This is a genomic window from Streptomyces olivoverticillatus, assembly GCF_014203555.1.
GTDB lineage: Bacteria > Actinomycetota > Actinomycetes > Streptomycetales > Streptomycetaceae > Streptomyces > Streptomyces olivoverticillatus.
Window position 1 is genome coordinate 238,235 of sequence record NZ_JACHJH010000003.1, and the last position, 23,899, is coordinate 262,133.

23 protein-coding genes and 1 pseudogene are annotated in these 23,899 nt (G+C 73.9%); 11 read left to right on the plus strand and 13 right to left on the minus strand.

All coding sequences use genetic code 11. From position 1 onward, the window contains the following. Positions 1-10: 10 nt before the first annotated feature. Complete coding sequence (locus tag FHS39_RS11550) at positions 11-877, minus strand: EamA family transporter (protein WP_184349181.1); 867 nt, start codon at positions 875-877, stop codon at positions 11-13. Positions 878-977: 100 nt separating this feature from the next. Here FHS39_RS11550 and FHS39_RS11555 point away from each other — a divergent pair, with 100 nt between their 5' ends. Then, a complete protein-coding gene (locus tag FHS39_RS11555) occupies positions 978-1,550 on the plus strand; it encodes a cupin domain-containing protein (protein WP_184349182.1) in 573 nt (190 codons plus the stop codon). Between the two features lie 24 nt (positions 1,551-1,574). Here FHS39_RS11555 and FHS39_RS11560 read toward each other — a convergent pair whose 3' ends face one another. Both FHS39_RS11560 and FHS39_RS11565 read right to left on the minus strand, forming a co-directional pair. Beyond that, positions 1,575-2,060: a GNAT family N-acetyltransferase gene (locus tag FHS39_RS11560; RefSeq protein ID WP_184349183.1), complete on the minus strand. Its 486-nt coding sequence runs from the start codon at positions 2,058-2,060 to the stop codon at positions 1,575-1,577. A 44-nt stretch (positions 2,061-2,104) separates the two neighbouring features. Next, positions 2,105-2,512, minus strand: a complete 408-nt coding sequence (locus FHS39_RS11565) for a CoA-binding protein (protein ID WP_184349184.1) — start codon at positions 2,510-2,512, stop codon at positions 2,105-2,107. Positions 2,513-2,594: 82 nt separating this feature from the next. On the opposite strand from FHS39_RS11565, the gene FHS39_RS11570 reads away from it, so the two are divergent. From FHS39_RS11570 to FHS39_RS11580, 3 genes are read left to right on the plus strand one after another with little or no spacing between them, the layout of a single operon-like run. After that, a complete protein-coding gene (locus tag FHS39_RS11570) occupies positions 2,595-3,221 on the plus strand; it encodes a YigZ family protein (RefSeq protein ID WP_184349185.1) in 627 nt (208 codons plus the stop codon). A 60-nt stretch (positions 3,222-3,281) separates the two neighbouring features. Then, complete coding sequence (locus FHS39_RS11575; protein ID WP_184349186.1) at positions 3,282-4,448, plus strand: exonuclease SbcCD subunit D; 1,167 nt, start codon at positions 3,282-3,284, stop codon at positions 4,446-4,448. Further along, on the plus strand, positions 4,445-7,513 hold the full coding sequence (locus FHS39_RS11580) for an AAA family ATPase (protein ID WP_184349187.1): 3,069 nt from the start codon (positions 4,445-4,447) through the stop codon (positions 7,511-7,513). Before FHS39_RS11575 ends, FHS39_RS11580 begins: the two co-directional genes overlap by 4 nt. Here the strand turns inward: FHS39_RS11580 and FHS39_RS11585 are convergent. Beyond that, entirely contained in the window at positions 7,503-7,949 is a 447-nt protein-coding gene (locus tag FHS39_RS11585; protein ID WP_184349188.1) for an Lrp/AsnC family transcriptional regulator, read from the minus strand. The two genes, FHS39_RS11580 and FHS39_RS11585, sit on opposite strands and share 11 nt — an antisense overlap. A gap of 94 nt (positions 7,950-8,043) precedes the next feature. Between FHS39_RS11585 and FHS39_RS11590 the strand changes: the two genes are divergently transcribed. Further along, entirely contained in the window at positions 8,044-8,541 is a 498-nt protein-coding gene (locus tag FHS39_RS11590) for a rhodanese-like domain-containing protein (protein WP_184349189.1), read from the plus strand. A gap of 45 nt (positions 8,542-8,586) precedes the next feature. Here the strand turns inward: FHS39_RS11590 and FHS39_RS11595 are convergent, their stop codons facing one another. The 4 genes from FHS39_RS11595 to FHS39_RS11610 all read right to left on the minus strand — a co-directional run bounded on the left by FHS39_RS11595 (position 8,587) and on the right by FHS39_RS11610 (position 14,882). After that, positions 8,587-10,275, minus strand: a complete 1,689-nt coding sequence (locus FHS39_RS11595; RefSeq protein ID WP_184349190.1) for a DUF885 domain-containing protein — start codon at positions 10,273-10,275, stop codon at positions 8,587-8,589. Between the two features lie 48 nt (positions 10,276-10,323). After that, positions 10,324-11,712 carry a GNAT family N-acetyltransferase gene (locus tag FHS39_RS11600; RefSeq protein ID WP_184349191.1) on the minus strand — a complete coding sequence of 463 codons (1,389 nt, stop codon included), beginning with the start codon at positions 11,710-11,712 and terminating at the stop codon, positions 10,324-10,326. Between the two features lie 167 nt (positions 11,713-11,879). Further along, entirely contained in the window at positions 11,880-13,241 is a 1,362-nt protein-coding gene (locus FHS39_RS11605) for an FAD-dependent oxidoreductase (protein ID WP_184349192.1), read from the minus strand. Between the two features lie 63 nt (positions 13,242-13,304). After that, positions 13,305-14,882: an alkaline phosphatase D family protein gene (locus tag FHS39_RS11610; RefSeq protein WP_184349193.1), complete on the minus strand. Its 1,578-nt coding sequence runs from the start codon at positions 14,880-14,882 to the stop codon at positions 13,305-13,307. 196 nt (positions 14,883-15,078) lie between these two features. Here FHS39_RS11610 and FHS39_RS11615 point away from each other — a divergent pair, with 196 nt between their 5' ends. Then, positions 15,079-15,516 (plus strand): VOC family protein, encoded by a 438-nt coding sequence (locus FHS39_RS11615; RefSeq protein ID WP_184349194.1) that lies wholly within the window; start codon positions 15,079-15,081, stop codon positions 15,514-15,516. Positions 15,517-15,534: 18 nt separating this feature from the next. Here the strand turns inward: FHS39_RS11615 and FHS39_RS11620 are convergent, their stop codons facing one another. Beyond that, positions 15,535-16,368 (minus strand): alpha/beta fold hydrolase, encoded by an 834-nt coding sequence (locus FHS39_RS11620; protein ID WP_184349195.1) that lies wholly within the window; start codon positions 16,366-16,368, stop codon positions 15,535-15,537. Between the two features lie 148 nt (positions 16,369-16,516). Between FHS39_RS11620 and sigJ the strand changes: the two genes are divergently transcribed. After that, positions 16,517-17,401, plus strand: a complete 885-nt coding sequence (sigJ, locus tag FHS39_RS11625) for an RNA polymerase sigma factor SigJ (protein ID WP_184349196.1) — start codon at positions 16,517-16,519, stop codon at positions 17,399-17,401. A 27-nt stretch (positions 17,402-17,428) separates the two neighbouring features. On the opposite strand, the gene FHS39_RS11630 is transcribed toward sigJ, so the two are convergent. Continuing rightward, positions 17,429-18,205: an SDR family oxidoreductase gene (locus FHS39_RS11630; RefSeq protein WP_184349197.1), complete on the minus strand. Its 777-nt coding sequence runs from the start codon at positions 18,203-18,205 to the stop codon at positions 17,429-17,431. A 156-nt stretch (positions 18,206-18,361) separates the two neighbouring features. Here FHS39_RS11630 and FHS39_RS11635 point away from each other — a divergent pair, with 156 nt between their 5' ends. Next, on the plus strand, positions 18,362-19,102 hold the full coding sequence (locus FHS39_RS11635; protein ID WP_184349198.1) for a UTRA domain-containing protein: 741 nt from the start codon (positions 18,362-18,364) through the stop codon (positions 19,100-19,102). A 74-nt stretch (positions 19,103-19,176) separates the two neighbouring features. Here the strand turns inward: FHS39_RS11635 and FHS39_RS11640 are convergent, their stop codons facing one another. The 3 genes from FHS39_RS11640 to FHS39_RS11650 all read right to left on the minus strand — a co-directional run bounded on the left by FHS39_RS11640 (position 19,177) and on the right by FHS39_RS11650 (position 22,296). Beyond that, positions 19,177-20,334, minus strand: a complete 1,158-nt coding sequence (locus FHS39_RS11640; RefSeq protein WP_184349199.1) for an ROK family transcriptional regulator — start codon at positions 20,332-20,334, stop codon at positions 19,177-19,179. Positions 20,335-20,429: 95 nt separating this feature from the next. After that, a complete protein-coding gene (locus FHS39_RS11645; protein ID WP_184349200.1) occupies positions 20,430-21,080 on the minus strand; it encodes a response regulator in 651 nt (216 codons plus the stop codon). 4 nt (positions 21,081-21,084) lie between these two features. Continuing rightward, positions 21,085-22,296: a sensor histidine kinase gene (locus tag FHS39_RS11650; protein WP_184349201.1), complete on the minus strand. Its 1,212-nt coding sequence runs from the start codon at positions 22,294-22,296 to the stop codon at positions 21,085-21,087. Positions 22,297-22,404: 108 nt separating this feature from the next. Here FHS39_RS11650 and FHS39_RS11655 point away from each other — a divergent pair. The 3 genes and pseudogenes from FHS39_RS11655 to FHS39_RS25830 form a co-directional block, all read left to right on the plus strand. Beyond that, positions 22,405-23,054: pseudogene (locus tag FHS39_RS11655) on the plus strand (ABC transporter ATP-binding protein); the annotation flags it as partial. Positions 23,055-23,137: 83 nt separating this feature from the next. Next, positions 23,138-23,602: a hypothetical protein gene (locus tag FHS39_RS25825; RefSeq protein WP_343069519.1), complete on the plus strand. Its 465-nt coding sequence runs from the start codon at positions 23,138-23,140 to the stop codon at positions 23,600-23,602. A 35-nt stretch (positions 23,603-23,637) separates the two neighbouring features. Next, positions 23,638-23,886, plus strand: coding sequence for a hypothetical protein (locus FHS39_RS25830; protein WP_343069520.1), 249 nt, complete (start codon positions 23,638-23,640; stop codon positions 23,884-23,886). Positions 23,887-23,899: the final 13 nt, after the last annotated feature.

The following is a 23,899-nucleotide window of genomic DNA, read 5'->3' on the forward strand; positions in this document are numbered from 1 at the left end:
CGCGCGGGCGTCAGCCCGTGGCGAGCAGTACGGTCCCCACCAGGGCCAGCCCCGCCCCCGCGGCCTGTACCGTGCGCAGCCTCTCACGCAGCACCCCGCGGGCGGCGAGCGCGGTCACCACCGGGTAGAGCGAGGCGAGGACGGCCGCGACGGTCACCGGGCCGTGGTGGGCGGCCACGCTGTAGGTGCCGTTGGCGGCGACGTCCGCAAGGCCGACGAAGGCGAGGGCGGGAAGTGCCGCCCGCAGCGCGCTCCAGCCCCCGGCGGGCAGCGCCGCCGTCCCGCGGCGCGCGGACAGCCACAGGGCGCCCCCGCCCACCACGACATTGCACAGCCGCTGCACGAACAGGGCGAGGAACAGCCCGGTCAGCGTGTGCGAGGCCTCGGCGATCAGGGCCATCACCGAGCCGAAGCCGAAGGCGGCGACGAGCGTGAGCACGAGCGTCTGGCGCTGTACGGGCGCACCGCCGAGCCCCGGCCCGCTGGCGAGGACGACCCCGGCGACGGCCACCGCGATGCCCGCGAACTGCAGCAGCCCCGGCCGCTCGCCCAGCACCAGGCCGACGCCGACCGGCACGGCGACGCCGCCGAGCGCGCCCAGCGGGGAGACGACGCCCATCGGGCCGAGGGCCAGCGCACGGTAGAAGGCGAGCATGGCCGCGGGGCCCACCACGCCCGCCGCCACCGCCCACCACAGCTGCGGCCCGGCCTCGGACCAGCCACCGGTCGCGACGACGATCGTGCCCAGCGCGCCGACGGCCAGCAGCTGCGAGACGAGGACGACGGTCAGGGCGGGCATGCGCCGGGTGAGCAGTCCGCCGCCGAAGTCGGCCAGCCCCCACATGAGACTGGTGGCCAGGGCGAAGACGGGCGTCATGGGAGGGACCTCGCAGTACAGTGAGATGAACAGTGGAGTCCACCACACCGTAGTGCAAGTTGTTCGACTTTCTGAATCAATATATTGGATGGACGGGACCGTGACGGACCTTGACCAGCTCACCCAGTCACTCGCCCGCAACCTCAAGCGCTGGCGCGGCGAGCGGAACTTCACCCTCGACGCGCTCGCGGCCCGCTCCGGGGTCAGCCGCGGCATGATCATCCAGATCGAGCAGGCCCGTACCAACCCCAGCGTCGGCACCACGGTCAAGCTGGCGGACGCGCTCGGCGTCAGCATCACCACCCTGCTCGACTACGAACAGGGCGCCCGCGTCCGGCTCGTACCGGAGGAACAGGTGGTGCGCATGTGGTCCACCGAGGCGGGCAGTCACACCTCGCTGCTCGTGGGCACCGAGGCGCGCGGCCCGCTGGAGCTGTGGGACTGGCGCATCGTCCCTGGCGACAGCAGCGACTCCGACGCGCACCCCGCCGGCACGATCGAGCTGCTGCGGGTGACGGCCGGCCGGCTCACGCTCGTCGTGGACGGGGAGGAGTACGACGTCCCGGCGGGGACGTCGGCGACCTTCGAGGCGAACGTCCCGCACGCCTACCGCAACAAGGGGTCCGAGGCCGTCGAGATGACGATGGCCGTGGCCGTCCCGCCCGCCCGCTGAGACGGCGGCGGACGGGACGGAGCGTCAGGCCCGCCGCGACACGTCCAGCGACAGCGGGACCGAGTGCTCCGCGAACCCCAGGCTGCGGTAGAGGTGTTCGGCGTCGGGCGTCGCATGCAGGTCCACGCGCGTGACGCCCTGGTCGGCGAACCAGTCGAGCAGCGCCTCGGTCGTCGACCGGGCGAAGCCCCGGCCCCGGTAGCGGGCGTCGGTGCACACGTTGAAGACGAACCCGAAGCGGCCCAGCGCATGCCCGGGAGCCGGCAGCCGCTCCTCGATGCGTCCCACCGCGCACGCCGCCAGATGCGGACGGCCGGGGCCGGGGTCGCCGTCCACGACGAACGCCCCCAGGCCCGGACCCGCCACGGAGAGCTGCCGCAGGAACGCCTCTTCCGCGTCGCGCTCCCACGGCCCCGGAGAGTCGTGACCGTCCATCGCGGCGAACATCGCACGGCGCAACCGGACGATCTCGGCCGCGTCCTCGGGGCGGGCAAAGCGTGTCATGATCATGCTGCGAAGCTAGCGCACGCCCGCCACGGGACATGCGCCCGGCCTCAGCCCAGCCGCGGGATCTCGATCGCCGGGCAGCGGTCCATGACCATCAGCAGGCCCGCCGCACGCGTGCGTTCGTACGCCTCCTCGTCGATCACGCCCAGCTGGAACCAGACGGCCTTCGCACCGATGGCAACCGCCTCGTCGGCGACGGCGCCCGCGAACTCGGACCGGACGAAGACGTCCACCACGTCGACGGGGAAGGGGATGTCGGACAGCGACGCATAGCCCTGCTCGCCGTGCACCGTCTCGGTCTTGGGGTGCACCGGCACGATGCGCTTGCCGTACCGCTGGAGCACATCGGCGACGCCGTAGGCCGCACGCCGCTCGTTGGACGACAGGCCGACGACCGCCCAGGTGTCGCCCGTGCCTTCGATGATCTTCCGGATGATCCCCGCTTCTGCGTACATGCCCGCTCAACGACCGGCCGCACAAGACCATTCCCGCAGCCTGGCGGGACGGCGGGAAAAGCGAAGGAACTAGGCTGGCGGGATGCCCGACGAGTACCGGACGGTCGCGCGCGAAGGCGTGCACGACATCGAGATCAGCAAGTCGCGCTTCATCTGCGCGCTCGCGCCCGCCGCGACCGAAGAAGAGGCCCAGGCCTTCATCGCCCGCATCCGCAAGGAGCACCCCGCCGCCCGGCACCACTGCTGGGCGTACGTGATCGGTGCCGACGGCTCCGTCCAGAAGGCGAGCGACGACGGCGAGCCCGGCGGCACCGCGGGCGTGCCCATGCTGCAGATGCTCGTCCGCCGCGAGATGCGGTACGTCGTCGCCGTCGTCACCCGCTACTTCGGCGGGATCAAGCTCGGCGCGGGCGGCCTCATCCGCGCCTACGGCGGCGTGGTCGGCGAGGCGCTCGACACCCTCGGCACCGTCACCCGCAGGCGCTTCCGGCTGGCCACGGTCACCGTCGACCACCAGCGCGCGGGAAAGCTGGAGAACGAACTGCGGGCGACCGGCCGCGATGTGCGGGAGGTCACCTACGGAGCGGGCGTGCGGATCGACATCGGGCTGCCCGAAACGGAGGTCGAGTCCTTCCGGGCCTGGCTCGCCGACAGCACCGCCGGCACGGCGCTCTTCGAGCTCGGAGGCGAGGCGTACGGAGACGCCTGAGCACGGCGGATCCGCAGCGGCGGACCGCGATGTCAGTCCCCCCGGATACAGTCGTGGACCATGCGACTGCTGCACACCTCGGACTGGCACCTGGGGCGATCCTTCCACCGGGTGAGCCTCCTGCACGCCCAGCGGGAGTTCATCGACCACCTCGTGCAGACCGTCCGCGAGCGGCAGGCCGACGCCGTGCTCGTCGCCGGAGACGTCTACGACCGGGCGGTGCCCCCGCTCGCCGCCGTTGAGCTCTTCGACGACGCCCTCCACCGCCTCGCGGAGCTCGGCGTGCCCACCGTCATGATCTCCGGCAACCACGACTCCGCCCGCCGCCTGGGCGTGGGAGCGGGTCTCATCGGCCGCGCCGGGATACACCTGCGCACCGACCCCGCGGCCTGCGGCACCCCCGTCGTCCTCGCCGACGCCCATGGTGACGTCGCCTTCTACGGCCTGCCCTACCTCGAACCCGCCCTCGTCCGCGAGGAACTGGAGGCCGCCGGGCCCGGCCACACCGCCGTGCTCCAAGCCGCCATGGAGCGCGTGCGCGCCGACCTCGCCGCCCGCCCGGCCGGCACCCGCTCCGTGGTGCTCGCCCACGCCTTCGTCGCCGGCGGCGCCACCAGCGACAGCGAGCGGGACATCACGGTCGGCGGTGTCGCCTCCGTCCCCGCCGAGGTCTTCCACGGCGTGCACTACACCGCGCTCGGCCACCTCCACGGCTGCCAGACCATCACCGACCGCATCTGCTACTCCGGCTCCCCGCTCGCCTACTCCTTCTCCGAGGCGGACCACCGCAAGACCATGTGGCTGGTCGACCTCGATGCCGACGGCACGGTGACCGCCGAGCGCGTCGACTGCCCCGTGCCCCGCCCCCTCGCCCGCATCCGCGGGCGCCTGGAGGAGCTCCTCGACGACCCGGGCCTCGACCGGCACGAGGAGGCGTGGGTCGAAGCCACCCTCACCGACCCGGTCCGCCCGCCCGAGCCCATGGCCCGGCTCACCCGCCGCTTCCCGCACACCCTCAGCCTCCTCTTCGAGCCGGACCGGCCCCCGGGCGATCCGCTCGCCTCCTACGCCCAGCGGCTGCACGGCCGCAGCGACCGGCAGATCACCGAGGACTTCGTGGCACACGTCCGCGGAGGCCAGGGCGCCGACGAGGCCGAGCGCGCCGTGCTCACCACCGCGCTCGACTCCGTACGGCTGGACGAGACCGCCGGCGAGGTCGCCCGATGAGGCTGCACCGGCTCGACGTCACCGCCTTCGGCCCGTTCGGAGGCACCCAGCGCGTCGATTTCGACGAGCTCTCCGCAGCCGGGCTCTTCCTGCTGCACGGCCCCACCGGCGCCGGCAAGACCTCCGTCCTCGACGCGGTCTGCTACGCCCTCTACGGCGGCGTCCCCGGTGCCCGCCAGGGCAGCGGCCTGACCCTGCGCAGCGACCACGCCGCACCGCACACCCCGACCGAAGTCGTGCTCGACATGACCGTCGGCGGACGGCGGCTGGAGATCACGCGGCGGCCGGAGCAGCTGCGCCCCAAGAAGAAGGGCAGCGGCTACACCCGCGAGAAGGCCCACAGCGCCCTGCGCGAGCGCAGGCCCGACGGCGAGTGGAAGGGGCTCAGCCGCTCGCATCAGGAGATCGGCGAGGAGATCGGGCAGCTCCTCGGCATGAGCCGGGAGCAGTTCTGCCAGGTCGTCCTGTTGCCCCAGGGCGACTTCGCCCGCTTCCTGCGCGCCGAGGACACCGCCCGCGGCAAGCTGCTCGGCAAGCTCTTCGACACGGGCCGCTTCGCCGCCGTGGAGGACCGCCTCGCGGAGCTGCGCCGCGCGGCCGAAGCGCGGGTCCGCACCGGAGACGAGCGGCTGCTCGCGCTGGGCCACCGGATGGGCCAGGCGGCGGCGGACCCGTCGCTGCCGGAGATGGGCACACCGGCGCCGGCCACGGCGGGCGCCGAGCCCGCCCGTTCCGGTGCCCGCGCCGCCGGGCCCGTGCTGGCGCCGGGCGACGCCGGGCTCGCCGAGGCCGTCCTGGAATGGGCGGCGCTGGCCCGGGCGAACGCGCGCGAGCGCCGCGAGATCGCCGAGGCCGCCGTCCGCGCCGCCGAGCACACCCACCGCCGCGCGCAGCAGCGCGCCGAGGAGGCCCGGGAGCTGGCCCGCCTCCAGCACCGGCACGCCACCGCGCGGCAGCGCGCGTCGGCCCTGCAGGAGCGGCGCGCCGAGCGCGACGAGACGCATGAGCGTCTGGAGCGGGCCCGCGCCGCCGAGGCCGTCGCCCCCGCCCTGGAGCTGCGCGAGGAAGCCGAGCGCGCCCACCGCGCGGCGGGCGCCGCCGAGCGCCGGGCCCGCGGGCTGCTGGCCGGTGAGCACCGCGAGGCGGGTGGCGGGCAACTGTCCGCCCTGGAGCGGCAGCTGACCGAGGAGCTGGGGTCGCTGGCCGCCGCACGGCGTGCCGAGCGCCGGGCCGGCGAGATCGCCGCCGAGACCGCCCGCCTGGAGCGCGAGGCCCTCGCCGATGAGGAGATCCTCGTCGAGTGCGCCGACTGGCTCGCCTCCTGGGAGGCCACCCGCCAGTCGCTGCGGCAGCGCGTCGAGGACGCGCAGGGGGCGGCGGCCCGCGCCGACCGGCTCGGCGAGCGGATCGAACCGGCGCGGCAGCGGCTCGAAGCCGCCCGACAGCGCGAGGATCTCACCCGCCGGGCCGAGGCGGCCGAGGCCCGCCTGCTGGCGGCCCGCGAGGCGGCGGCCGCCGCCCGCGAGCACTGGCTGGAGCTCAAGGACCGCCGCCTGCGCGGCATCGCCGCCGAGCTGGCGGCGGGATTGGAGCCCGGCGCGCCCTGTGCGGTCTGCGGCGCCACCGAGCACCCCGATCCGGCTCGGGCGGGCGCCGACCAGGTGGACCGCGCAGCCGAGGATGCCGCCCTGGCCGCCTCCCGGCGGGCCGACGGGGCGCGGGAGGAGGCGGACCACGGGCTGCAGTCCCTGCGCGAGGCCCTCGCGGCCGCCACGGCCGCCGCGGGCACGGCGGGCGTCGCCGAACTGGCCGAGGCCGCCGAGGAGATCCGGCGCTCCTTCGCCGGGGCCCGCGCGGCGGGCGCCGGGGTGCATGCCGCCCGCGAGGCGCTGGAGAGCGCCGAGGGCGAGTACGAGCGGCGGCGCGGCGCACAGCAGTCGGCGCGCGAGCGCACGGCCGCCCGTACCTCGCACCGCGAAGACCTCGAGCGGGAAATGCACGCGCTGCGGGAGGAGCTGGCCCGGGCGCGCGGCGGAGCGCAGAGCGTGGCCGGGCGGGCGGTGGCGCTGGAGGAGCAGCTGGCGCGGCTGGCGGAGGCGGCCGAGGCCGTCCGGGCGGCCGAGAGCACGGCGGACCGGCTCAAGGAGGCCGACGCACGCCTCGCCGACGCCTCCTACCGCGCCGGTTTCGACACCCCCCGGCATGCCGCCGAGGCGATGCTGGAGGACGTGCGGCGGCGCGAGCTGCGGCAGTGGCTGGACCGGTGGCAGCGCGAGGAGGCCGCCGTCGCCGCCGAGCTGGCCGACGTGGCGACGGCGGAGGCGGCCGAGCTGCCTCCGGCCGACCCGCAGGCGGCCGCGGCCGCCGCCGAGGCTGCGACGGCGCGGCTGCGCGAGGCATCGGCCCGGGAGGCGGCAGCCCGCACCCGCTGCCAGGAGCTGGACCGGCTCTCCGCACAGGCCCTCGCCGACGCCCGTCGGCTCGCCCCGCTGCGCGAGGAGCACCACCGGGTGGCGGGCCTGGCCCTGCTCGCCGCCGGGACGTCCGCCCGCAACGAACGCAAGATGCGCCTGGAGTCGTACGTGCTCGCGGCCCGGCTGGAGCAGGTCGCGGCGGCCGCGACGGCCAGGCTCCAGCGCATGTCGGCCGGGCGGTACACCCTGGTGCACTCCGACGCCAGGACCGGCGGGCGCGGCCGCTCGGGTCTGGGCCTGCACGTGATCGACGCCTGGACGGGCAGCGAGCGGGACACCGCGACGCTCTCCGGCGGCGAGACCTTCTTCGCCTCCCTCTCGCTGGCGCTCGGCCTCGCCGACGTGGTCACGGAGGAGGCGGGCGGCACCCGGCTCGACACGCTCTTCATCGACGAGGGGTTCGGCAGCCTCGACGAGCAGACGCTGGACGAGGTCCTGGACGTGCTGGACTCGCTGCGCGAGCGGGATCGCTCGGTCGGCATCGTCAGCCACGTGGCCGATCTGCGGCGCCGCATCCCGGCGCAGCTGGAGGTGGTCAAGGGCCGGTCGGGCTCGGCCGTCCGGCACCGGACGGCGGGGGTCAGCGACTGAGCGGGCGGCGCGCCAGGGGAGAGGAGTAGACGACGGACGTCGTCACAGAGCCGAGCGCGCCGATGCGGCCCGCGATCTCCTCCAGGTGGCGCATGGACCGGGCGGCGACCTTGATCACGAAGCAGTCGTCGCCCGTGACGTGGTGCGCCTCCAGGATCTCCTGCGTCGTCTCCAGCAGGTCGTGGAACGGCTTGTAGTTCCCGTGTGGATAGCGCAGCCGGACGAACGCGAGGACCGGCAGGCCCAGCTTCTCGGGGTCCACCACGGCGGTGTAGCCGCCGATGACGCCCGCTTCTTCGAGGCGCCTGACTCGTTCGGTCACGGCGCTGGAGGACATGTTCACAGCCCGCGCCAACTCGGCGTAGCCCGCACGGCCGTTGAGCTGGAGGGCGTCGAGTATGCGCCAGTCGGTGGCGTCGGGGGAATAGCCGGTCATAGAAGATGTCTAGCAAGGAAAACCCTGGCCGAACAGTGCTTTTGCCGGGGATTGACCGTTCACTGAAGTGATCATGGTCAGTAGGTTTTACGCCATGACCACTGCACTTCCCACCGCCTCGCCCCTGGCCGCCGCAAGCCGCGTCCTGGCCGTGCCGCCCGCCGAACCCGACGCCGCCGCGGCCTACTTCGCCGCCCGGCTGGCCTTCCACACCGACGTCGCCGACGTCCACGCGGCCCTGGCGGCGGGCGCCGCGGACTTCGTGGTCGTCGACTCCCGCTCCACCCCGTCCTGGGACCAGGGGCACGTCCCCGGCGCCGTCCATCTGCCGACCGCGGACATTCCGCAGCTGGCGGAGGAGTTCCTCGACCCGGCCGTGCCCGTGGTCGTCTACTGCTGGGGCCCGGGCTGCGACGGCGCGACCCGGGCGGCACTGGCGCTGGCCCGGCTCGGCTACCGCGTCAAGGAGATGCTCGGCGGCATCGAGTACTGGATCCGCGAGGGCTACGAGGTCGAGACGTGGGAGGGCAGCCGCCGCACCGCGCCGGACCCGCTGACGGCCCCCGTCGACGGCGAGGACTGCGGCTGCTGAACCGCGGGGCCGCGGGCGGCCGGACCGCCCGCGACCCCGCCCGCGTCACAGCGCCGACAGCTCCGCCACCAGGTCGTCCAGGCCCAGCGAGCCCTGCGAGAGCGCGGCCATGTGCCAGGCCTTCGTGTCGAAGGCGGCCCCGTGCGCCTTGCGCGCCGCCTCCCGGCCGGTCAGCCACGCGCGCTCGCCGAGCTTGTAGCCGATGGCCTGCGCGGGCATGCCCAGGTAGCGCACCAGCTCGCTCTCCACGAACTCCGCCGGACGGCCGCTGTGCAGGCCGAAGAACTCCTGCGCCAGCTCCGGCGTCCAGCGCTCGCCCGGGTGGAAGGGGGAGTGCTCGGGGATCTCCAGCTCCAGGTGCATGCCGATGTCGACGATCACCCGCGTGGAGCGCATCATCTGGGCGTCCAGATAGCCCAGCCGCCGCTCGGGGTCGCTGAGGAAGCCCAGCTCGTCCATCAGCCTCTCCGCGTACAGCGCCCAGCCCTCGGCGTTGGCGCTGACCATGCCGATCGTCGCCTGGTAGCGGGAGAGCCGGTCCGCGACGTGCACCCACTGCGCGAGCTGGAGGTGGTGACCGGGCACCCCCTCGTGGTACCAGGTCGACACCAGGTCGTACTCGGGGAAGCGGGTCTCGCCCATGGTGGGCAGCCAGGTGCGGCCGGGGCGGGAGAAGTCCTCGGACGGCTGGCTGTAGTACGGGGCGGCCGCGCCGCCCGGCGGGGCGATGCGGGACTCGACGCGCTTGACGCGCTCGGCCAGATCGAAGTGCGTGCCGTCCAGAGCCTCGACGGCCTCGTCCATCAGCCCCTGGAGCCAGACGCGCGTCTCCTCCACGCCTTCGATGTGCCGGCCGTGCACGTCCAGGTGGGCCAGCGCCTCCCAGGGAGTCTTCGCGCCGGGCAGGATCTTCTCGGCCTCCCGGCGCATCTCGTCCAGCAGGCGGTGGTATTCCGACCAGCCGTACGCGTACGCCTCGTCCAGATCGAGGTCCGTGCCGTTCCAGTAGCGCGACCAGCGGGCGTAGCGCGCGCGCCCCACGACCTCGCTCGCCCCGGCGATCGCGGGGGCGTAGACGTCGCGCAGCCAGTCGCGCAGTGCGGCGAGGCCGCCGGTGGCGGTCGCGGCTGCTGCGTCCAGCTCGGTGCGCAGCTCGTGCGGGCCCTCACCCACGAGCTCGCCGAACCAGCCGTTTCCGGTGCCGATCCAGGTGTTCAACTGTCCGATGACCGTGGCCGCCTGGCGGGGGCCGCCCGGCAGCCCGCGCCGCAGGCCCTCGGCGAGAGCGGCCCGGTATCCGTCGAGCGCCGCGGGCACGGCCCGCAGCCGCCCGGCGATGTCCGCCCAGTCCTCGGCGGTCTCGGTGGGCATCATGGTGAACACCTCGCGCACCGCGTGCAGCGGCGAGTGGAGGTTGCTGACCGCCCGCAGGTGCTCCGCCGCCTCGTGGACGGCGAGTTGGGCGGTCAGCCGCTCGTGCAGCAGCCGGGCGCAGCGCCGTTCCTCGTCGCTGTCGGCGCCCGGCTGCTTCTCCGCCTCGGCCAGCCGCTCCAGGGTGGTGCGGTCGAGGCGGGCGAAGGCCTCCTGCCCGGCGGGCGAGAAGTCGGGGAGCCGCCGCGCGCAGTCCGCCACCCCCAGGTAGGTGCCGGTGATCGGGTCGAGCTCGGTGAACGCGTCGACGTAGGCGTCGGCGACCTGACGGGGCAGCTGCGGGGTCGTATGGGTGATCGGCATGCGGACATCCTCGTACGCGAGGAACGCCGCGTCAGCGGGATGGGGCTGTTAGCTGTCCGACACGTGGTGTCCGGGCCGCATCGCAGCGGTGGACGGTATGGGCTGTGGGGCCAGCCGGGCGGTGATGACGAGGGTGCCTTCCTCGACCTGGTAGTCCAGGGGCAGGCCCTGGGCCCGCATGGCGGCGACCATCGCGGTGTTGGAGGCGGTGGTCACGGCGTAGACGCTCTCGCAACGGGCCTCGCGGGCCATGCCGGTCAGCCGTTCCAGCAGCTCTCCGCCGACCCCGCGCCGCTGCCATTCGTCCTCGACGAGCAGCGCGACCTCCGTCTCGTCGCCGTCCCACAGCAGGTGGCCGAGGGCGACGAGGCGGCCGGAGGCGGTGTACGCCGCCAGGGTGCGCCCGAAGCGGGGGGTGAGCAGGTGCCGGAGGTAGCGGTCGGCGTCGCCGACCGGGCCGTGGTAGCGCCGGGTGAGGGTGGCCGTGGAGCAGCGTTCGTGCATCTCGCGGGCGGCGGCGAGGTCGTCGGGGCCCGCCCGGCGCACGGTGATCTCGTTGCCTTCGGGCAGCGTCAGCACATCGCTGCGCAGTGGTACGCGCGGGCCGAGCCGCGTGTCGAGCTCGACGAGCGCACGGGCGCGGGCGAACTCGGTGGGGGTGAAGGGCAGGTACGGGCGCTCGATGGTGATCGATCCGCCGGAGGGGTCGCGCAGCCGCAGCACCGTCTCCTCCCATACGCCGCTCTCGGGCACGGGCTCGCACGGGGCGCCGGTGTGCGGGGAGCGGGCGGGTATGGAGCGGATCGTGCAGCGGCCGAGGAGCTGCCGCAGGGCGAGGGGGAGTTCGGCGGCGTCCAGGGCGGTGCGGGTCGCGAGGTTCAGCACCCGGGTGGGGGCGTCCACGAGGTCGTGGGCGTCGGCGCGCTCCAGCCAGGTCTGCCTGCCGCCGCCCTGCGCGGCGGCGCCGGTCAGCTCGGCGGGGGCCAGCGCGGCCGGGGCGCGCAGGAGCAGCTCGTCCACCGTGCCGTCGGCCAGCGGGTGGGTCTGCAGGGCAAGTATGTCGACGCCCCGCTCCGCGAGTGACAGGCACAGCGCGGCCAGGCTGCCGGGCTCGTCGCGGACGGTGGTGCGCATCCGCCACAGGGTGCTCTCGTCGCACGGCCGCGCGGTGCGGGGCGAGGGGGTGGCAGCATCGGCGGCGGACGGCGGGGGTGCGTGGTCGCGGCGCCTGGACCACCAGATGTGGAAGCCCGCAGTGGCGAGCAGGGCGGCGGCCGAGGAGACGAGGAGGACGGGCCCGTCGGGGCCGTGCGCCACCGTGTTGGCCACCGAGTCGGCCGCGGCGACCGCCGTGAACAGCGCGGCCAGCTCCGCCAGGTCCCGGCGCCAGTGGTGGCGGTGCCGGCGGGAGGTCTTCGCAAAGCTCTCGTCAGTCATGCCACCACCCTGGCCGAGCGGTGTTGCGTGATCACGAACGTCCTGTGTCCTACGGGTAAAGGACACTTCTGTTCGCTTCTGCGCGCAGTAGGCGATTTATCATGATGTTTACCTGAGGACGGTTTCGTTCATATTCATTCGCTCATGGCGAGATTTGCCGCGGTCTATCAGTGCCGCAGATCCGCCAGGGCGTCCTCCACGCCGCGGTGGAAGGTGGGGTAGGCGTAGATCATGTGCCGCAGCGCCTCCACCGGCACCTCGGCCTGGACCGCCACCGCCAGCCCGTACATGACCTCGCCGCCCATGGGGCCGGCCGTGGTCGCCCCGACCAGGACGCCGCGGCCGGCGTCCTCGACCAGCTTGACCAGGCCGTCGTTGCCCGCTTTGTGGATCCAGCCGCGCGCGGAGGACGGCACCTTCGACAGGCCGGTGCGCACCTGCAGGCCCTTCTCCCGGGCCTGCCGCTCGGTGAGCCCCACCGCGCCGATCTCCGGGTCGGTGAAGGTCACCCGCGGCAGGGCGCGGTAGTCGGAGCCCGGGCCCGGCTCGCCGAGCACGGCCCGGGCCACGATCTCGGCCTCGTACATGGCCACATGGGTGAACGCCCCGTGCCCGGTCACGTCCCCCACGGCCCACAGCCCCGGTGCCGCCAGCAGGTGCCGGTCGGTCTTGAGGGCCTTCGCCGCGGGGTCGAGGCCCACGGTCTCCAGGCCCAGACCGGAGAAGTCGGCGCGCCGTCCGGTGGCGACCAGCAGTTGATGGCCCGTCAGCTCCGTGCCGTCCTCCAGGACCACCGTGAAGACGTCGCCCTCGTGCCGCACCTGCGTCGCCCGTGCCCCCGTGCGCAGGTCGATGCCTTCGTCGCGCAGGATCCCCGCCAGCAGCTCGCCCGCTTCCGGTTCCTCCGCCGGAACCAGGCCGTCCATCGCCTCCACCACGGTGACCCGGCTCCCGAAGCGCCCGAAGGCCTGGGCCAGCTCCACGCCGATCGCACCGCCGCCCAGCACCAGCAGCGAGTCCGGCGCCTCCTTCGCGGCAATGGCGTCCCGGTTGGTCCAGTAGGGCACGGCGTCCAGACCGGGCACCGGTGGGATCTGCGGCTTCGAGCCCGTCGCGATCACCACGCCGTGCCGCGCCTCGTACAGCTCGCCGTCGACCTCGACCCGCCCCGGGCCGGCCAGCCGGCCCCGGCCGCGCGCCAGCAGGCCGCCCTTGTCGGTGAAGCGGTCCGCGGCCACCTGGTCGTTCCAGTCGTCGGTGGCCTCGTCCCGGATCCGGGCGGCCACCGGCGCCCAGTCGGGCGTCAGCTGCACCGAGCCCGCCATGCCCGGCACGCGTCGCGCCTCGGCCAGCAGGTTCCCGGCGCGGATCATCATCTTGCTGGGCACGCAGGCCCAGTACGGGCACTCGCCGCCGACGAGCTCCGCCTCCACGCCCAGCACCCGCAGCCCGGCATCGGCGAGCCGTCCCGCCACATGCTCGCCACCGGGACCCATGCCGATCACGACGACATCCACCTGTTCGGCCACAGCACCGCACCTCCACTCGGGACGACCCGGAACAATCCACCCTCCCACCGGGCGCCCGGGGCGTCACTGTCCGACGCGCCCCGGTTGGAGCACCTTGGTGAACAGCGTCGCCCCGTCCTCGTCGCGCAGCCGTACGGTCAGCTCGCCGCCCTCCGCGTCGATGGCCACCTCGCCGAAGAACTGGCTGCCCTGGCCGGGCGGCACGTTGGCCGTGGCCGGGGCCCGGACGAAGGGCTGCTCGGGGCCGAAGGTCCCGTCCAGCTTCACCGCTGGGAAGCCGCCCGCGTTCAGCGGGCCCGAGACGAATTCCCAGAACGGCGCGAAGTCCTTGAACGCCGCCCGCGCGGGGTCGTAGTGCTGCGCGGAGGTGTAGTGCACGTCGGCCGTCAGCCACACCGTGCCCGTGATCCGCCGGTGCTTGATGTGCCGCAGCAGCTCGGCGATCTGCAGCTCCCGGCCGAGCGGCGCGCCCGGGTCGCCCTGCGCGACCGCCTCGAAGTTCACCGGGCCGTCCGTGACCACCAGGCCCAGCGGCATGTCGGCGGCGATCACCTTCCACACCGCGCGCGAGCGCGACAGCTGCCGCTTGAGCCAGCGCAGCTGGCGTGCGCCCAGGATGCCCTGGGTGTCGTCGGGTTGCCGGCCGGGGGAGTTGGCGTTGCGGTAGGTGCGCATGTCCAGCACGAAGACGTCCAGCAGCGGACCGTGCCGCAGCACGCGGTAGACCCGGCCGTCGGCGTCGGGGCGGTGCGTGGAGACGGGGAAGTACTCGGTGAACGCCCGCAGGGAGCGCGCGGACAGCACGTCGACGCGCTTTTCGGCGTAGCGGGCGTCGTCCAGGATCTGGCCCGGGTACCAGTTGTTGTGCACCTCGTGGTCGTCCCACTGGACGATCGCCGGCACCTGGGCGTTGAAGCGCCGCAGGTTGGCATCCAGCAGGTTGTAGCGGAAGGCGCCGCGGAACTCCGCGAGCGTCTCGGCGACCTTGGACTTCTCCTCGGTGGTGACGTTCCGCCAGGTGCTGCCGTCGGGGAGGACGACGCTGGGGGCGATGGGGTTGTCGGCGTAGATGTTGTCGCCGCTGCACAGGAAGAAGTCCGGGTCGAGTCTGCGCATCTGCTCGAAGATGCGGTAGCCGCCCCGGTCCGGATTGATCCCCCAGCCCTGCCCCGCCAGGTCGCCCGACCAGACGAAGCGCACGTCCTTGCGGAGCGCTGGGGCGGTGCGGAAGGTGCCGTACACCGGCCGTCCGGTGCGCCGCGGGTCGTCGGGGTCGGCGAGCAGCACCCGGTAGTGGATCTCCTCGCCCGGCGGCAGGCCGCGCAGCGCGGTGCGGCCGGTGAAGTCGGTCTCCGGCCCGACCAGCGGCCCGGTCCAGCGGTGCACGGTGCGGAAGGACTCGGTCGCCGACGTCTCCACGACCATCCGGGCCCTGCGGTCGGAGCGCACCCACACCAGACCCGAGGACGTGGTCACGTCACCGGCCTGGACGCCCCAGTCGGCGCTCGGCCGGCCCGACAGCGCCTGCGCCGGTGCGGCCGCGGCGAGCGGCGGCAGGGCGGCCGCGCCCGCGACGGCGAGGGAGCTCCGCAGCACCGCCCGTCTGCCGAGTGCCTGACCGGTTCCATGTGCCTTCTCCATGAGGGAGACCTCCTGTGCCGACATCGCCACGACACGCGATTCCTACGGGCACCACATGCCCGGCAGGGGAACGCACGGTGAACATCCGCCCCTCGCGGCCCGGTGGCCCCTGCCATCACCGTCGTCGCCCGATGGGCGTACGGTCGTGGGCAGTTACAGGTCGCGGGGGAGCGGCCCGAAGGACAGAGGAGGCACCGTGCCCGTCGACGGCCGAGCTCATGTGCGCATCGCCCGACCCTCCCGCGACCTCGCGGCAGCGGAACGTTTCTGGACCCGCGGCCTCGGCCTCTCGGTCCTCTTCCGGAAGGAGGCCGAGGAGGGCGCCCCGCCCGAGGAGGCGCACTCCCTGCTGATGGTGGGCTGGCCGGACGCCTCCTGGCACCTCGAACTGGTCACCGCCGCGGGCCCGTTCCCGCAGCCGGCGCCGACCGTCGAGGACCTCCTCGTCGTCTACACCGCCGGGGAGGTGCCCGAGGAGCTTCTCGCGCGCCTGGAGGAGCACGGCGGCAAGCGGGTCCCGGCCCACAACCCCTACTGGGACACCTGGGGTGTCACGGTCGAAGACCCCGACGGCTACCGCCTGGTGCTCTCGACGCGCGAGTGGTCGAATGAGCAGGCGCTGGCGAAGAGGTAGCGCCGCGCCGGACAGGCGTCAGCGCGAGGTGTCGAGGATGACCCGGGCCACCAGCGCCGGGTCGTCGTTCATCGGCACGTGCCCGCAGCCCGGCAGCCTGACGAGCCGGGCGGCGGGGATCACCTTCTTGGCGCGCACGCCCTGGCGTCGCAGCAGGATCCGGTCTCTGGTGCCCCAGGCGATGGTCACCGGGATGTTCGTGATGTCGTGAGTGAAGAGCACACCGCGCTGCCCGGCGGCGAGCGTGGCCTCGAAGCCCGTCGCCTCGCGCAGCGCACGGGTCTCGGCGGCAATGGCGTCCGGTGAACGGCGCCCGGGCCGCGCGTAGATGGTGCCGCCCAGCACCGCCCGTCCCGGCGCCGTCCGGGCCAGCCGGGTCACCGTCCGCGGCGACAGGGACAACGCCCCGAGGCGCATCCCTTGCAGCATCGCGAAGGCGTACCGGCGCTCCGCCTCGGTCCAGAACCCGCCCGGGGAGAGCGCCGTGACGGACCGTACGAGCTTCTCGTGCCCGAGCTGCAGCGCCAGCAGCCCGCCGAGGGAGTTGCCGACGACGTGCGGCCGGTCCAGGCCCAGCGCCTCGAAGAGCGCGCGGAGCACCGGGATCACCCCTCGCAGGTCGTAGGAGATGCCGTCGGGCAGGGCGGGGGAGAGGCCGAAGCCCGGCAGGTCGACGGTGATGACGTCCCGCTCGGCGGCGAGGATGCCCACCACCGGATCCCACGCCTGGAGATGGTGGCCGATGCCGTGCAGCAGCACCAGCGGCTCTCCGCTGCCCAGCCGCTCGTGGACCACGTCGACGCTGCGCACCCCCGAAGGTGTCTCGACGGGGACGGAGATCGTATCGGCCATGGGGAACTCCTCGTCATCCGTGGGGCGACGTACCGAGACAGGATGTCAGCAACGGTTACCGCTGGGTAGACCCGCGGCCGGTGCGGTGGAGGCCAGGTGAGACCCGGTTCACGTGGACAACCCCGCCCGGCTCCGGTGGGATGGAGCCGTGACCGCACCCGACACCGCGCTCGACGCCTTCGAGGAACACCGCTCCACCCTCACCGGCGTCGCCTACCGCATGCTCGGCCGCTTCGCCGACGCGGAGGACGTCGTCCAGGAGGCCTGGCTGCGCTGGTCCGGCGCCGACCGCGGCGAAGTCCGCGATGCCCGCGGCTATCTGGTGCGCATCACCACCCGGCTGGCCATCGACCGGCTGCGCCGGGTCCAGGCGCAGCGCGAGGCGTACGTGGGGCCGTGGCTGCCGGAGCCCATCGCGACCGACTTCGGCGACGCCGTGCCCGACACCGCCGAGCGGGCCGTGCTCGCCGACTCCGTCTCCCTCGCCGTCCTCGTCGTCCTGGAGTCGCTCTCCCCGCTGGAGCGCGCGGTCTTCGTGCTGCGGGAGGCCTTCGGCTTCCCCTTCTCGGAGATCGCCGGGACGCTCGACCGCTCGGAGGCGGCCGTACGGCAACTGGCCGGCCGCGCCCGGCAGCATGTGGAGGAGCGCAAGCCGCGCTACGACGTCGACCCGGCCGCGCGGCGCGACCTCACCGAGCGCTTCCTGGCCGCCGCCGGCGGCGGCAGCCTGGAAGACCTGCTGGCGCTCCTCGCCCCGGACGTGCGCCTGGTCGGCGACAGCGGCGGCAAGGCCAAGGGCCCGCTGCGCGTCATGCACACCGCCGACAAGATCGGGCGCTTCCTCCTCGCCGTCGCCAAAACGCCGGTGCCCGACGCGGAGTTCCGCTTCACCGAGGTCAACGGCGGCCCGGCCCTGGTGGTGCTCTCCCAGGGCCGGCCGGACACCGTGTGCAGCCTCGGCATCGTGGACGGGCGGATCGCGGAGATCTACCTCATGCGCAACCCCGGCAAGCTGACGGGCGTCGCCGCGTAACGCCCCCCTTGAGGGGAGCGCCACGCCTCACAGGCCCCCGGAGACCCGCAGCACCGCACCCGTGGTGTACGACGCCTCCGGCGACAGCAGCCAGGCCACCGCCCCGGACACCTCTTCCGGCTCCCCGGGGCGGCCCATCGGTATGGAGCCGGCCTTGCGCCAGGGCCGCTGCTCGTCGCCCATCGCGGCGTGAAGGCCCGTCACAATCATCCCGGGCTGCACCGAATTGACCCGGATGCCCTCCTCGGCAAGCTCCTTGGACAGGCCCATCGTCATCGCGTCCACCGCCGCCTTGCTCGCCGCGTAGTGCACGTACTCGCCGGGGCTGCCCAACGTGGCGGCGCACGAGGAGATGTTCACGATGGCACCGCCCGAACCGCCGTGCCGGGTCGACATCTCCAGCGCCGCGCGCCGGGCACAGATCAGCGCACCCATCACGTTCACGTCCACCACCCGCCGCATCCGCTCGACCGGGGTCTCGGTGAACCGCCCCAACAGGCCGGTGATCCCTGCATTGTTGACCAGGCCGGTGACCGGGCCGAGCTGCTCCCGCACCGCGTCGAACAAGGCGTCCACCTCGCTCTCGACGCTGGTGTCGGCCTGCACCGCCACGCATGGGACGCCCTCGGCGCGCACCGCGGCCGCAGTCTTCTCGGCCGCTTCCCGCGACTGTTCGTAGCCGATGCCCACGCTGTGCCCCGCACGGGCCAGACGCAGCGCCACCGCCGCGCCGATGCCCCGGCCACCGCCCGTGACCACCGTGACCTGGTTCGCCGTCCGCTCCACTGTGCTACCCCCACGCATACGTGCCAATGATCGGCGACCGTACCCGATGGCGCCGGAAGCCGCCCTTCCGACCGGGCATTGGTCTTGACCAAGTCCGCACGTCGCCCTATGGTCGCAGGCATACTGCAACAACCTTTAATAAAGAAGCGCGCAAAGCCTTTGCGGAGGATCAGGGTGGGGACCACGCAGCTCGAATCGGTGCCGGAACCGAAGTACTGGCACCTGAAGACCGTGCTCAGCGACGCGCTCGACTCCGAGTTCGCCGTGGGCGAGATCCTGCCCAACGAGCGTGAGCTCGCGGCCCGTTTCGGTGTCGCGCGGGCCACACTGCGCCAAGCACTTGAACAGCTGGAGCTGGAAGGACGGCTGCAGCGCAGGCGCGGAGTCGGCACCACCGTCGCCCCGCCCCGCATGGGCGTGGCCGTCGGCGACAGTGAACACACCTGGCCCGGCACCACCGCCGACACCTGGCAGACCGTCGACGCCGATGAGGCGTGCGCGCCCGCCGCCGTCGCCCGGCTGCTGGACATCGACCCCGAGCAGTCCGTGCACATCGTGCGCCGCACCCGCAAGACGCGCGGCCAGCCCGTGGCGGCCGAGCTGCTGTACGTCCCGGCCGCCAGCGTCCCGGACTTGGCCGCCATTGACGCCCCCGCCGGTCCGGCCCGCGCCCGCGCCGTGCTGCGCGAGCTGCAGCGGCTGCGGCTGGAAGGCCGGGACCAGGCCGTCGAGCTGGGTTCGGCCCGCGCCGACGACGCCAAGCAGCTCGACCGGCTGCCCGGTTCGCCCGTCCTCCTCGTCACCACCCGCTACTGCGCCCAGGGGCGCACCGCCGCCGTCTCCGTGGCTACTTACCGGGCCGACACCTGCCGGCTGACCTTCGGCGGCACGGACATGCAGCTCCTCGCGGGCTGACGTCCGGGCGACGGCCTTCGCGAAGAGACACGTCGGGAAGGCCCTCGCCGCAGGCGGAGCCGGGGGCGCTCGGTTCAGCGCCGCGCCGTCACCGTGCTCTCGACCGCGAAGAGCTGCTTCTCCACGTGGTCGAGGGCCAGCCGCAGCGCGCCCGTCGCCACTGCGGCCTCGCCCAGCAGCGACTGGGCCACCTGCGGCGGCCGCAGGCAGTAACGGGCCAGCTCCGCGCGCAGCGGCTCCAGCACTCCGCTCAGGCCCGCCGCCCAGCCGCCCACCACCACCAACTCCGGGTCCAGCGCCAGCACCAGCGCCGCCACGTCGTGCACCAGCCGCCGCAGATACCGCTCCACCGCGGCCCGCGCCCGCTCGTCGCCCTCGCCGGCCAGCGCGAACACTTGGGCCACCTGGGCCTCGTCGAGCGGGTGCAGCGGCTCCCCGGTGGTGGACAGCACCTCCTCCGGAGTGGCCTCCCGGCCCAGCAGGTGCAGTGCGCCGATCTCCCCGGCCGCGCCCCCGAACCCCCGGTGCAGCCGCCCCCCGATCAGCGAACCGGCGCCGGGGCTCAGCCCGGCCAGCACGAAGACGACGTCGTCCGAGCCGACGGCCGCACCCTTCCAGTGCTCGGCGACGGCGGCGGCGTTCGCGTCGTTCTCGACCAGCACCGGGCAGCGGAAGGAGCGCTGCAGCCGCTCTCCCAACGGCAACCCGGTCCAGCCCGGCAGCGCCGTCCCCAGCCGTACGGTCCCGTCCGCCTCCACGATGCCGGGGCTGGCCACCCCCACCGCGCGCAGCGAGCTGCGGGCGACCCCGGCCCTTTTGAGCAGATCGGCCACGGCCGCCCGCACCTGGTCCAGGCGCTCGTCGGCGGGTGCGGTCGCGCAGACTTCGACGGACGCCGAGCCCGTCACCCGCCCGCCCAGGTCCGCCAGCAGGGCGGCGATCCGGTGCGGCCCGATCTCGATGCCCAGCAGATGCCCGGCCTCCACCCGGAACCGGAAGCGGCGGGCCGGCCGCCCCTGGCGCCGGGCCGCGGTCCCGTCGACCTCCGCCTCCACCACCAGGCCGGATTCGGTCAGCCCCTCGATCACGCCCTCGACGGTCGGCCGGGACAGCCCGGTCACCTTGACCAGGTCGGTCAGCGTGGGGGAGTCGGCGGCGCGCAGTGCGTGCAGCACCACGGCCGAATTGATCCGCCGCAGCAGAGACGGATCCCCACCGGTGAGCCGCCCCAACGTGCCGCCTCCTCGCTCCTGTGCGCCATGTTTTGCGCACCTTTTGCCTGTGCCGGATCGTATCCGGTGGGCGCCGGGGCGGCGAGCGCCGGGACTCACCCCGGCACGACGAATCCCGATTCGTAGGCGGCTATCACCGCCTGGGTGCGATCGCGCGCCCCCAGCTTGGCCAGCACCGCGCTGACGTGGGTCTTCACCGTCTCGGTGCCCAGGATCAGGGTGCGGGCGATCTCCGGGTTGGACATGCCGCGCGCCATCAGCCGCAACACCTCCGCCTCCCGCGCGGTGAGCGCGGCGCGCTCCATGACCTCCCGTGCCCGCGCGTTGCCGCGCGAGGCGGCGAGCTTGCGCAGCGAGGCGGGGAAGAGCAGGGATTCGCCCGCCGCCACCATCCGTACGGCCTGCACGATCTCGGCTGGGGCGGCTCGCTTGAGCAGGAAGCCGTCGGCGCCCGCCTGCAGCGCGTCGTAGACGTACTCGTCGTTCTCGAACGTCGTCACGACCAGGATCTTCGGCGGCTCCGCCACCGTGCGCAGCACGGCCCGGGTCGCCTCGATGCCGTCCAGCAACGGCATCCGCACATCCATCGCCACCACGTCGGGCCGCAGTTGCCGCACCATCGGCAGGACGGCCGCGCCGTCCGAGGCCTCGCCCGCCACCTCGATGTCGGGCTGGGCTTCGAGGATCGCGCGCAGTCCGGCGCGTACGAGCGGTTCGTCGTCGACGAGGAGAACGGTGGTCGGCACCGGATCACCCTAGAGCGCTCAGCGGGAGCAGCACCCGCACCCGCCAGGTGCCCTCGTGCTCGCCGGTCTCGGCGCGGCCGCCGAGCAGCGTGGCGCGTTCACGGATGCCCCGCAGCCCGCTGCCGCTCCCGCTGATCACCCCGGCGCCCTCGGCCAGCGGATTGCTGATGTCCAGCTCCAGCCCGTCCGTGGTCACCGCTATCCGCACCGAGACGTCGGCGGGCCCCGCATGACGTACGACGTTGGTGAGCGCCTCCTGCACGATGCGGTAGCCCTCGCGCGAGACGGGGCCCGGCACCGTGTCCAGCGCACCCATCACCTCGGCCGTGATCCGCGCACCCGAGCTGCGGGCGGCGGACAGCAGCCGTTCGGCGTCCGCCAGCGAGGGCCGGTCCGCCAGGCACGGGGTGTCCTCGCGCAGCAGTTTCAGGACGCGTTCGAGGTCCTCCAGGGCGTGCCGGCCCGTCTCCTCGATCGCGGCCAGCGCCTGCTCGGTGAACTCCGGTGAGGCTGCCGCCCGTGCAGCGCCCGCCTGGACGACGGCCACGGTTAGGGCGTGCCCCACTGAGTCGTGCAACTCGCGGGCGAGCCGGTTGTGTTCCAGCAGCCGCTCGGTGCGCTGCTCCAGTGCGGCCAGCCGCGCGGCCGCCGACGGGCCGAGCAGGGCGTGGGCCGCACGGGCCAGCACCGCGCCGGCCCCGATGACGAACGCCATCAGCAGCGCCAGGGCCGCCGGGGCGAGCAGTGCATACCACCAGTGGGGCTCGTGGGACGTTTGCGTGAGCGGGATGTGCAGCGGCCGGTGCCCGGCGGCCGACCGCAGGAGGTTCACCGTCAGCGTGGGCAGGTGCACGCTCATGAACGCTGTCACCGTGCCCAGCTCGTACCGCAGCACCAGCCACAGTGCGGTGCGCCACCGGTCCTCCCAGGAGGCCGACGGCGCCGGAGCGACGGGCGGATCCCCCGCCTCGCGCCCTGCCGGGAACAGCAGCAACTGCGCCTGCATGCCCTCCGACAGCCGCACGCCGGGAACCATGGCGAGCGCGGCCAGCAGCGGCAGGGGCGCCACCAGGAGCCAGGCGCCGGCCCAGTTGTCCATGTTGCCGATTCCGGGGGTGACGAACGCGAAGACCGTGGCGAGGACGACCGCCGTCACCAGGTGCAGCCAGCGGGCGTACGTCACGGACCGGGTCAGCGGGCGCAGCGCAGTGATCATGTCGGCATCCTTGCAGCGCCGCCCGCCCGGGGCCCTCCCCCACGTGGGGGAGGCGCCGCCCACCCGCGGGGGATCACCGGCGCCCACCCCCGGCGGCAGCCTTGAGCCATGACCTCGATCGACATCCGCGAACTCACCAAGCGCTACGGCCCGGTGCACGCCCTGGACCGGCTCACGGTCACTGTGCAACCCGCCGGGTCACCGGCTTCCTCGGCCCCAACGGTGCGGGGAAGTCCACCACCATGCGCATCGTCCTCGGCCTGGACCGGCCCACTTCGGGCACGGCCCTGGTCGGTGGCCGGCCGTACACCTCCTTCGCCGAGCCGCTGCGGCACGTCGGCGCCGTGCTCGACGCGGCGGCCGCCCACCCGGCCCGGACCGCCCACGACCACCTGCTCACGCTGGCCCTTGCCAACCGCATCCCGGCCCGCCGGGTCGAGGAGGTGCTGGAGGAGGCCGGGCTGGCGCCGGCCGCGCGGCGCCGGGTGCGCACGTTCTCGCTCGGCATGCGGCAGCGGCTCGGCCTGGCGGCGGCGCTGCTGGGCGATCCGCCCGTGCTGATGCTCGACGAACCCACCAACGGACTGGACCCCGAGGGCATCGTCCACCTGCGGCGCCTCACGCGCCGTCTGGCGGAGGAGGGGCGCACCGTTCTGATCTCCAGTCACCTGATGAACGAGATGGCGCAGACCGCCGACCACCTCGTCGTGCTCGGCCGCGGCCGGCTCCTCGCCGACGCGCCGCTGAAGGAATTCATCGGCGAGAACGCCTCTTTGGAGGAGGCCTACTTCCGCCTCACCGCCGACGCCGCCGAATACACCACCACCCCGGAAGGCCGACCGTGACGACCCTCGCCCCCGTCCTGCGCTCCGAATGGATCAAGATCCGCTCCGTGCGGTCGCTCCTGGCCACCCTGGCGGCCGTCTTCGTCGCTACCGTCGGGGTCACCGTGCTGGCCCATGCCATGGTCGGCAAGGCCGAGGCCGACAACGCCGACTTCGAGCCGGTCTTCGGGTCCTACTTCGGCCTCAACTTCGGCCACATCGCCGCCGTCTGCTTCGGTGTGCTGGCGACGGCGGGGGAGTACGGCGCCGGCGGCCAGATCCGCCTGTCGTTGGCCGCCGTGCCGCGCCGGGGCCTGTTCTACTCCGGCAAGCTGGCGGTGCTGGCCGCGCTCGCGCTGCCGGTGGGTCTGGCGACCGGCTTCGGCTGCTTCCTGGGGGCGCAGACGTTCCTCGGCGAGTACGGCGTGGGCCTGGGCGCCCCGGCACGCTGCGCTCGGCGGTCGGCTGCGGCCTCTACCTGACGCTGCTCACCCTGTTCTCGGCGGGGGTGGCGGCCGTGGTGCGCAGCCAGGTCGGGGCGCTGTCCCTGCTCACGCCCGTGGTCTTCCTGATCTCGCCGGTGCTCGGCAGCATCTCCGCCATCGCCGACGTGACGGCCTTCCTCCCGGACCGGGCCGGCCAGCAGATCCTGCACCCCGCCCCCGAGGGCGTGCTCGGCGCCTGGGACGGGATGGGGGTGATGGCGCTGTGGACGGCGCTCGCGGTCGGCGCGGGCTGGTGGGTGCTGCGGCGCCGGGACGCGTGAGGGGCCGGCTCGC

Coding starts and splice junctions, on each gene's coding strand:
- FHS39_RS11620 (WP_184349195.1), bottom strand. CDS start 16,368: ATGGCCGATACGATCTCCGTCCCCGTCGAGACACCTTCGGGGGTGCGC.
- FHS39_RS11630 (WP_184349197.1), bottom strand. CDS start 18,205: ATGCGTGGGGGTAGCACAGTGGAGCGGACGGCGAACCAGGTCACGGTG.
- FHS39_RS11600 (WP_184349191.1), bottom strand. CDS start 11,712: ATGACTGACGAGAGCTTTGCGAAGACCTCCCGCCGGCACCGCCACCAC.
- FHS39_RS11595 (WP_184349190.1), bottom strand. CDS start 10,275: ATGCCGATCACCCATACGACCCCGCAGCTGCCCCGTCAGGTCGCCGAC.
- FHS39_RS11575 (WP_184349186.1), top strand. CDS start 3,282: ATGCGACTGCTGCACACCTCGGACTGGCACCTGGGGCGATCCTTCCAC.
- FHS39_RS11565 (WP_184349184.1), bottom strand. CDS start 2,512: ATGTACGCAGAAGCGGGGATCATCCGGAAGATCATCGAAGGCACGGGC.
- FHS39_RS11610 (WP_184349193.1), bottom strand. CDS start 14,882: ATGGAGAAGGCACATGGAACCGGTCAGGCACTCGGCAGACGGGCGGTG.
- FHS39_RS11560 (WP_184349183.1), bottom strand. CDS start 2,060: ATGATCATGACACGCTTTGCCCGCCCCGAGGACGCGGCCGAGATCGTC.
- FHS39_RS11580 (WP_184349187.1), top strand. CDS start 4,445: ATGAGGCTGCACCGGCTCGACGTCACCGCCTTCGGCCCGTTCGGAGGC.
- FHS39_RS11570 (WP_184349185.1), top strand. CDS start 2,595: ATGCCCGACGAGTACCGGACGGTCGCGCGCGAAGGCGTGCACGACATC.
- FHS39_RS11650 (WP_184349201.1), bottom strand. CDS start 22,296: ATGATCACTGCGCTGCGCCCGCTGACCCGGTCCGTGACGTACGCCCGC.
- FHS39_RS11590 (WP_184349189.1), top strand. CDS start 8,044: ATGACCACTGCACTTCCCACCGCCTCGCCCCTGGCCGCCGCAAGCCGC.
- FHS39_RS11550 (WP_184349181.1), bottom strand. CDS start 877: ATGACGCCCGTCTTCGCCCTGGCCACCAGTCTCATGTGGGGGCTGGCC.
- FHS39_RS11585 (WP_184349188.1), bottom strand. CDS start 7,949: ATGACCGGCTATTCCCCCGACGCCACCGACTGGCGCATACTCGACGCC.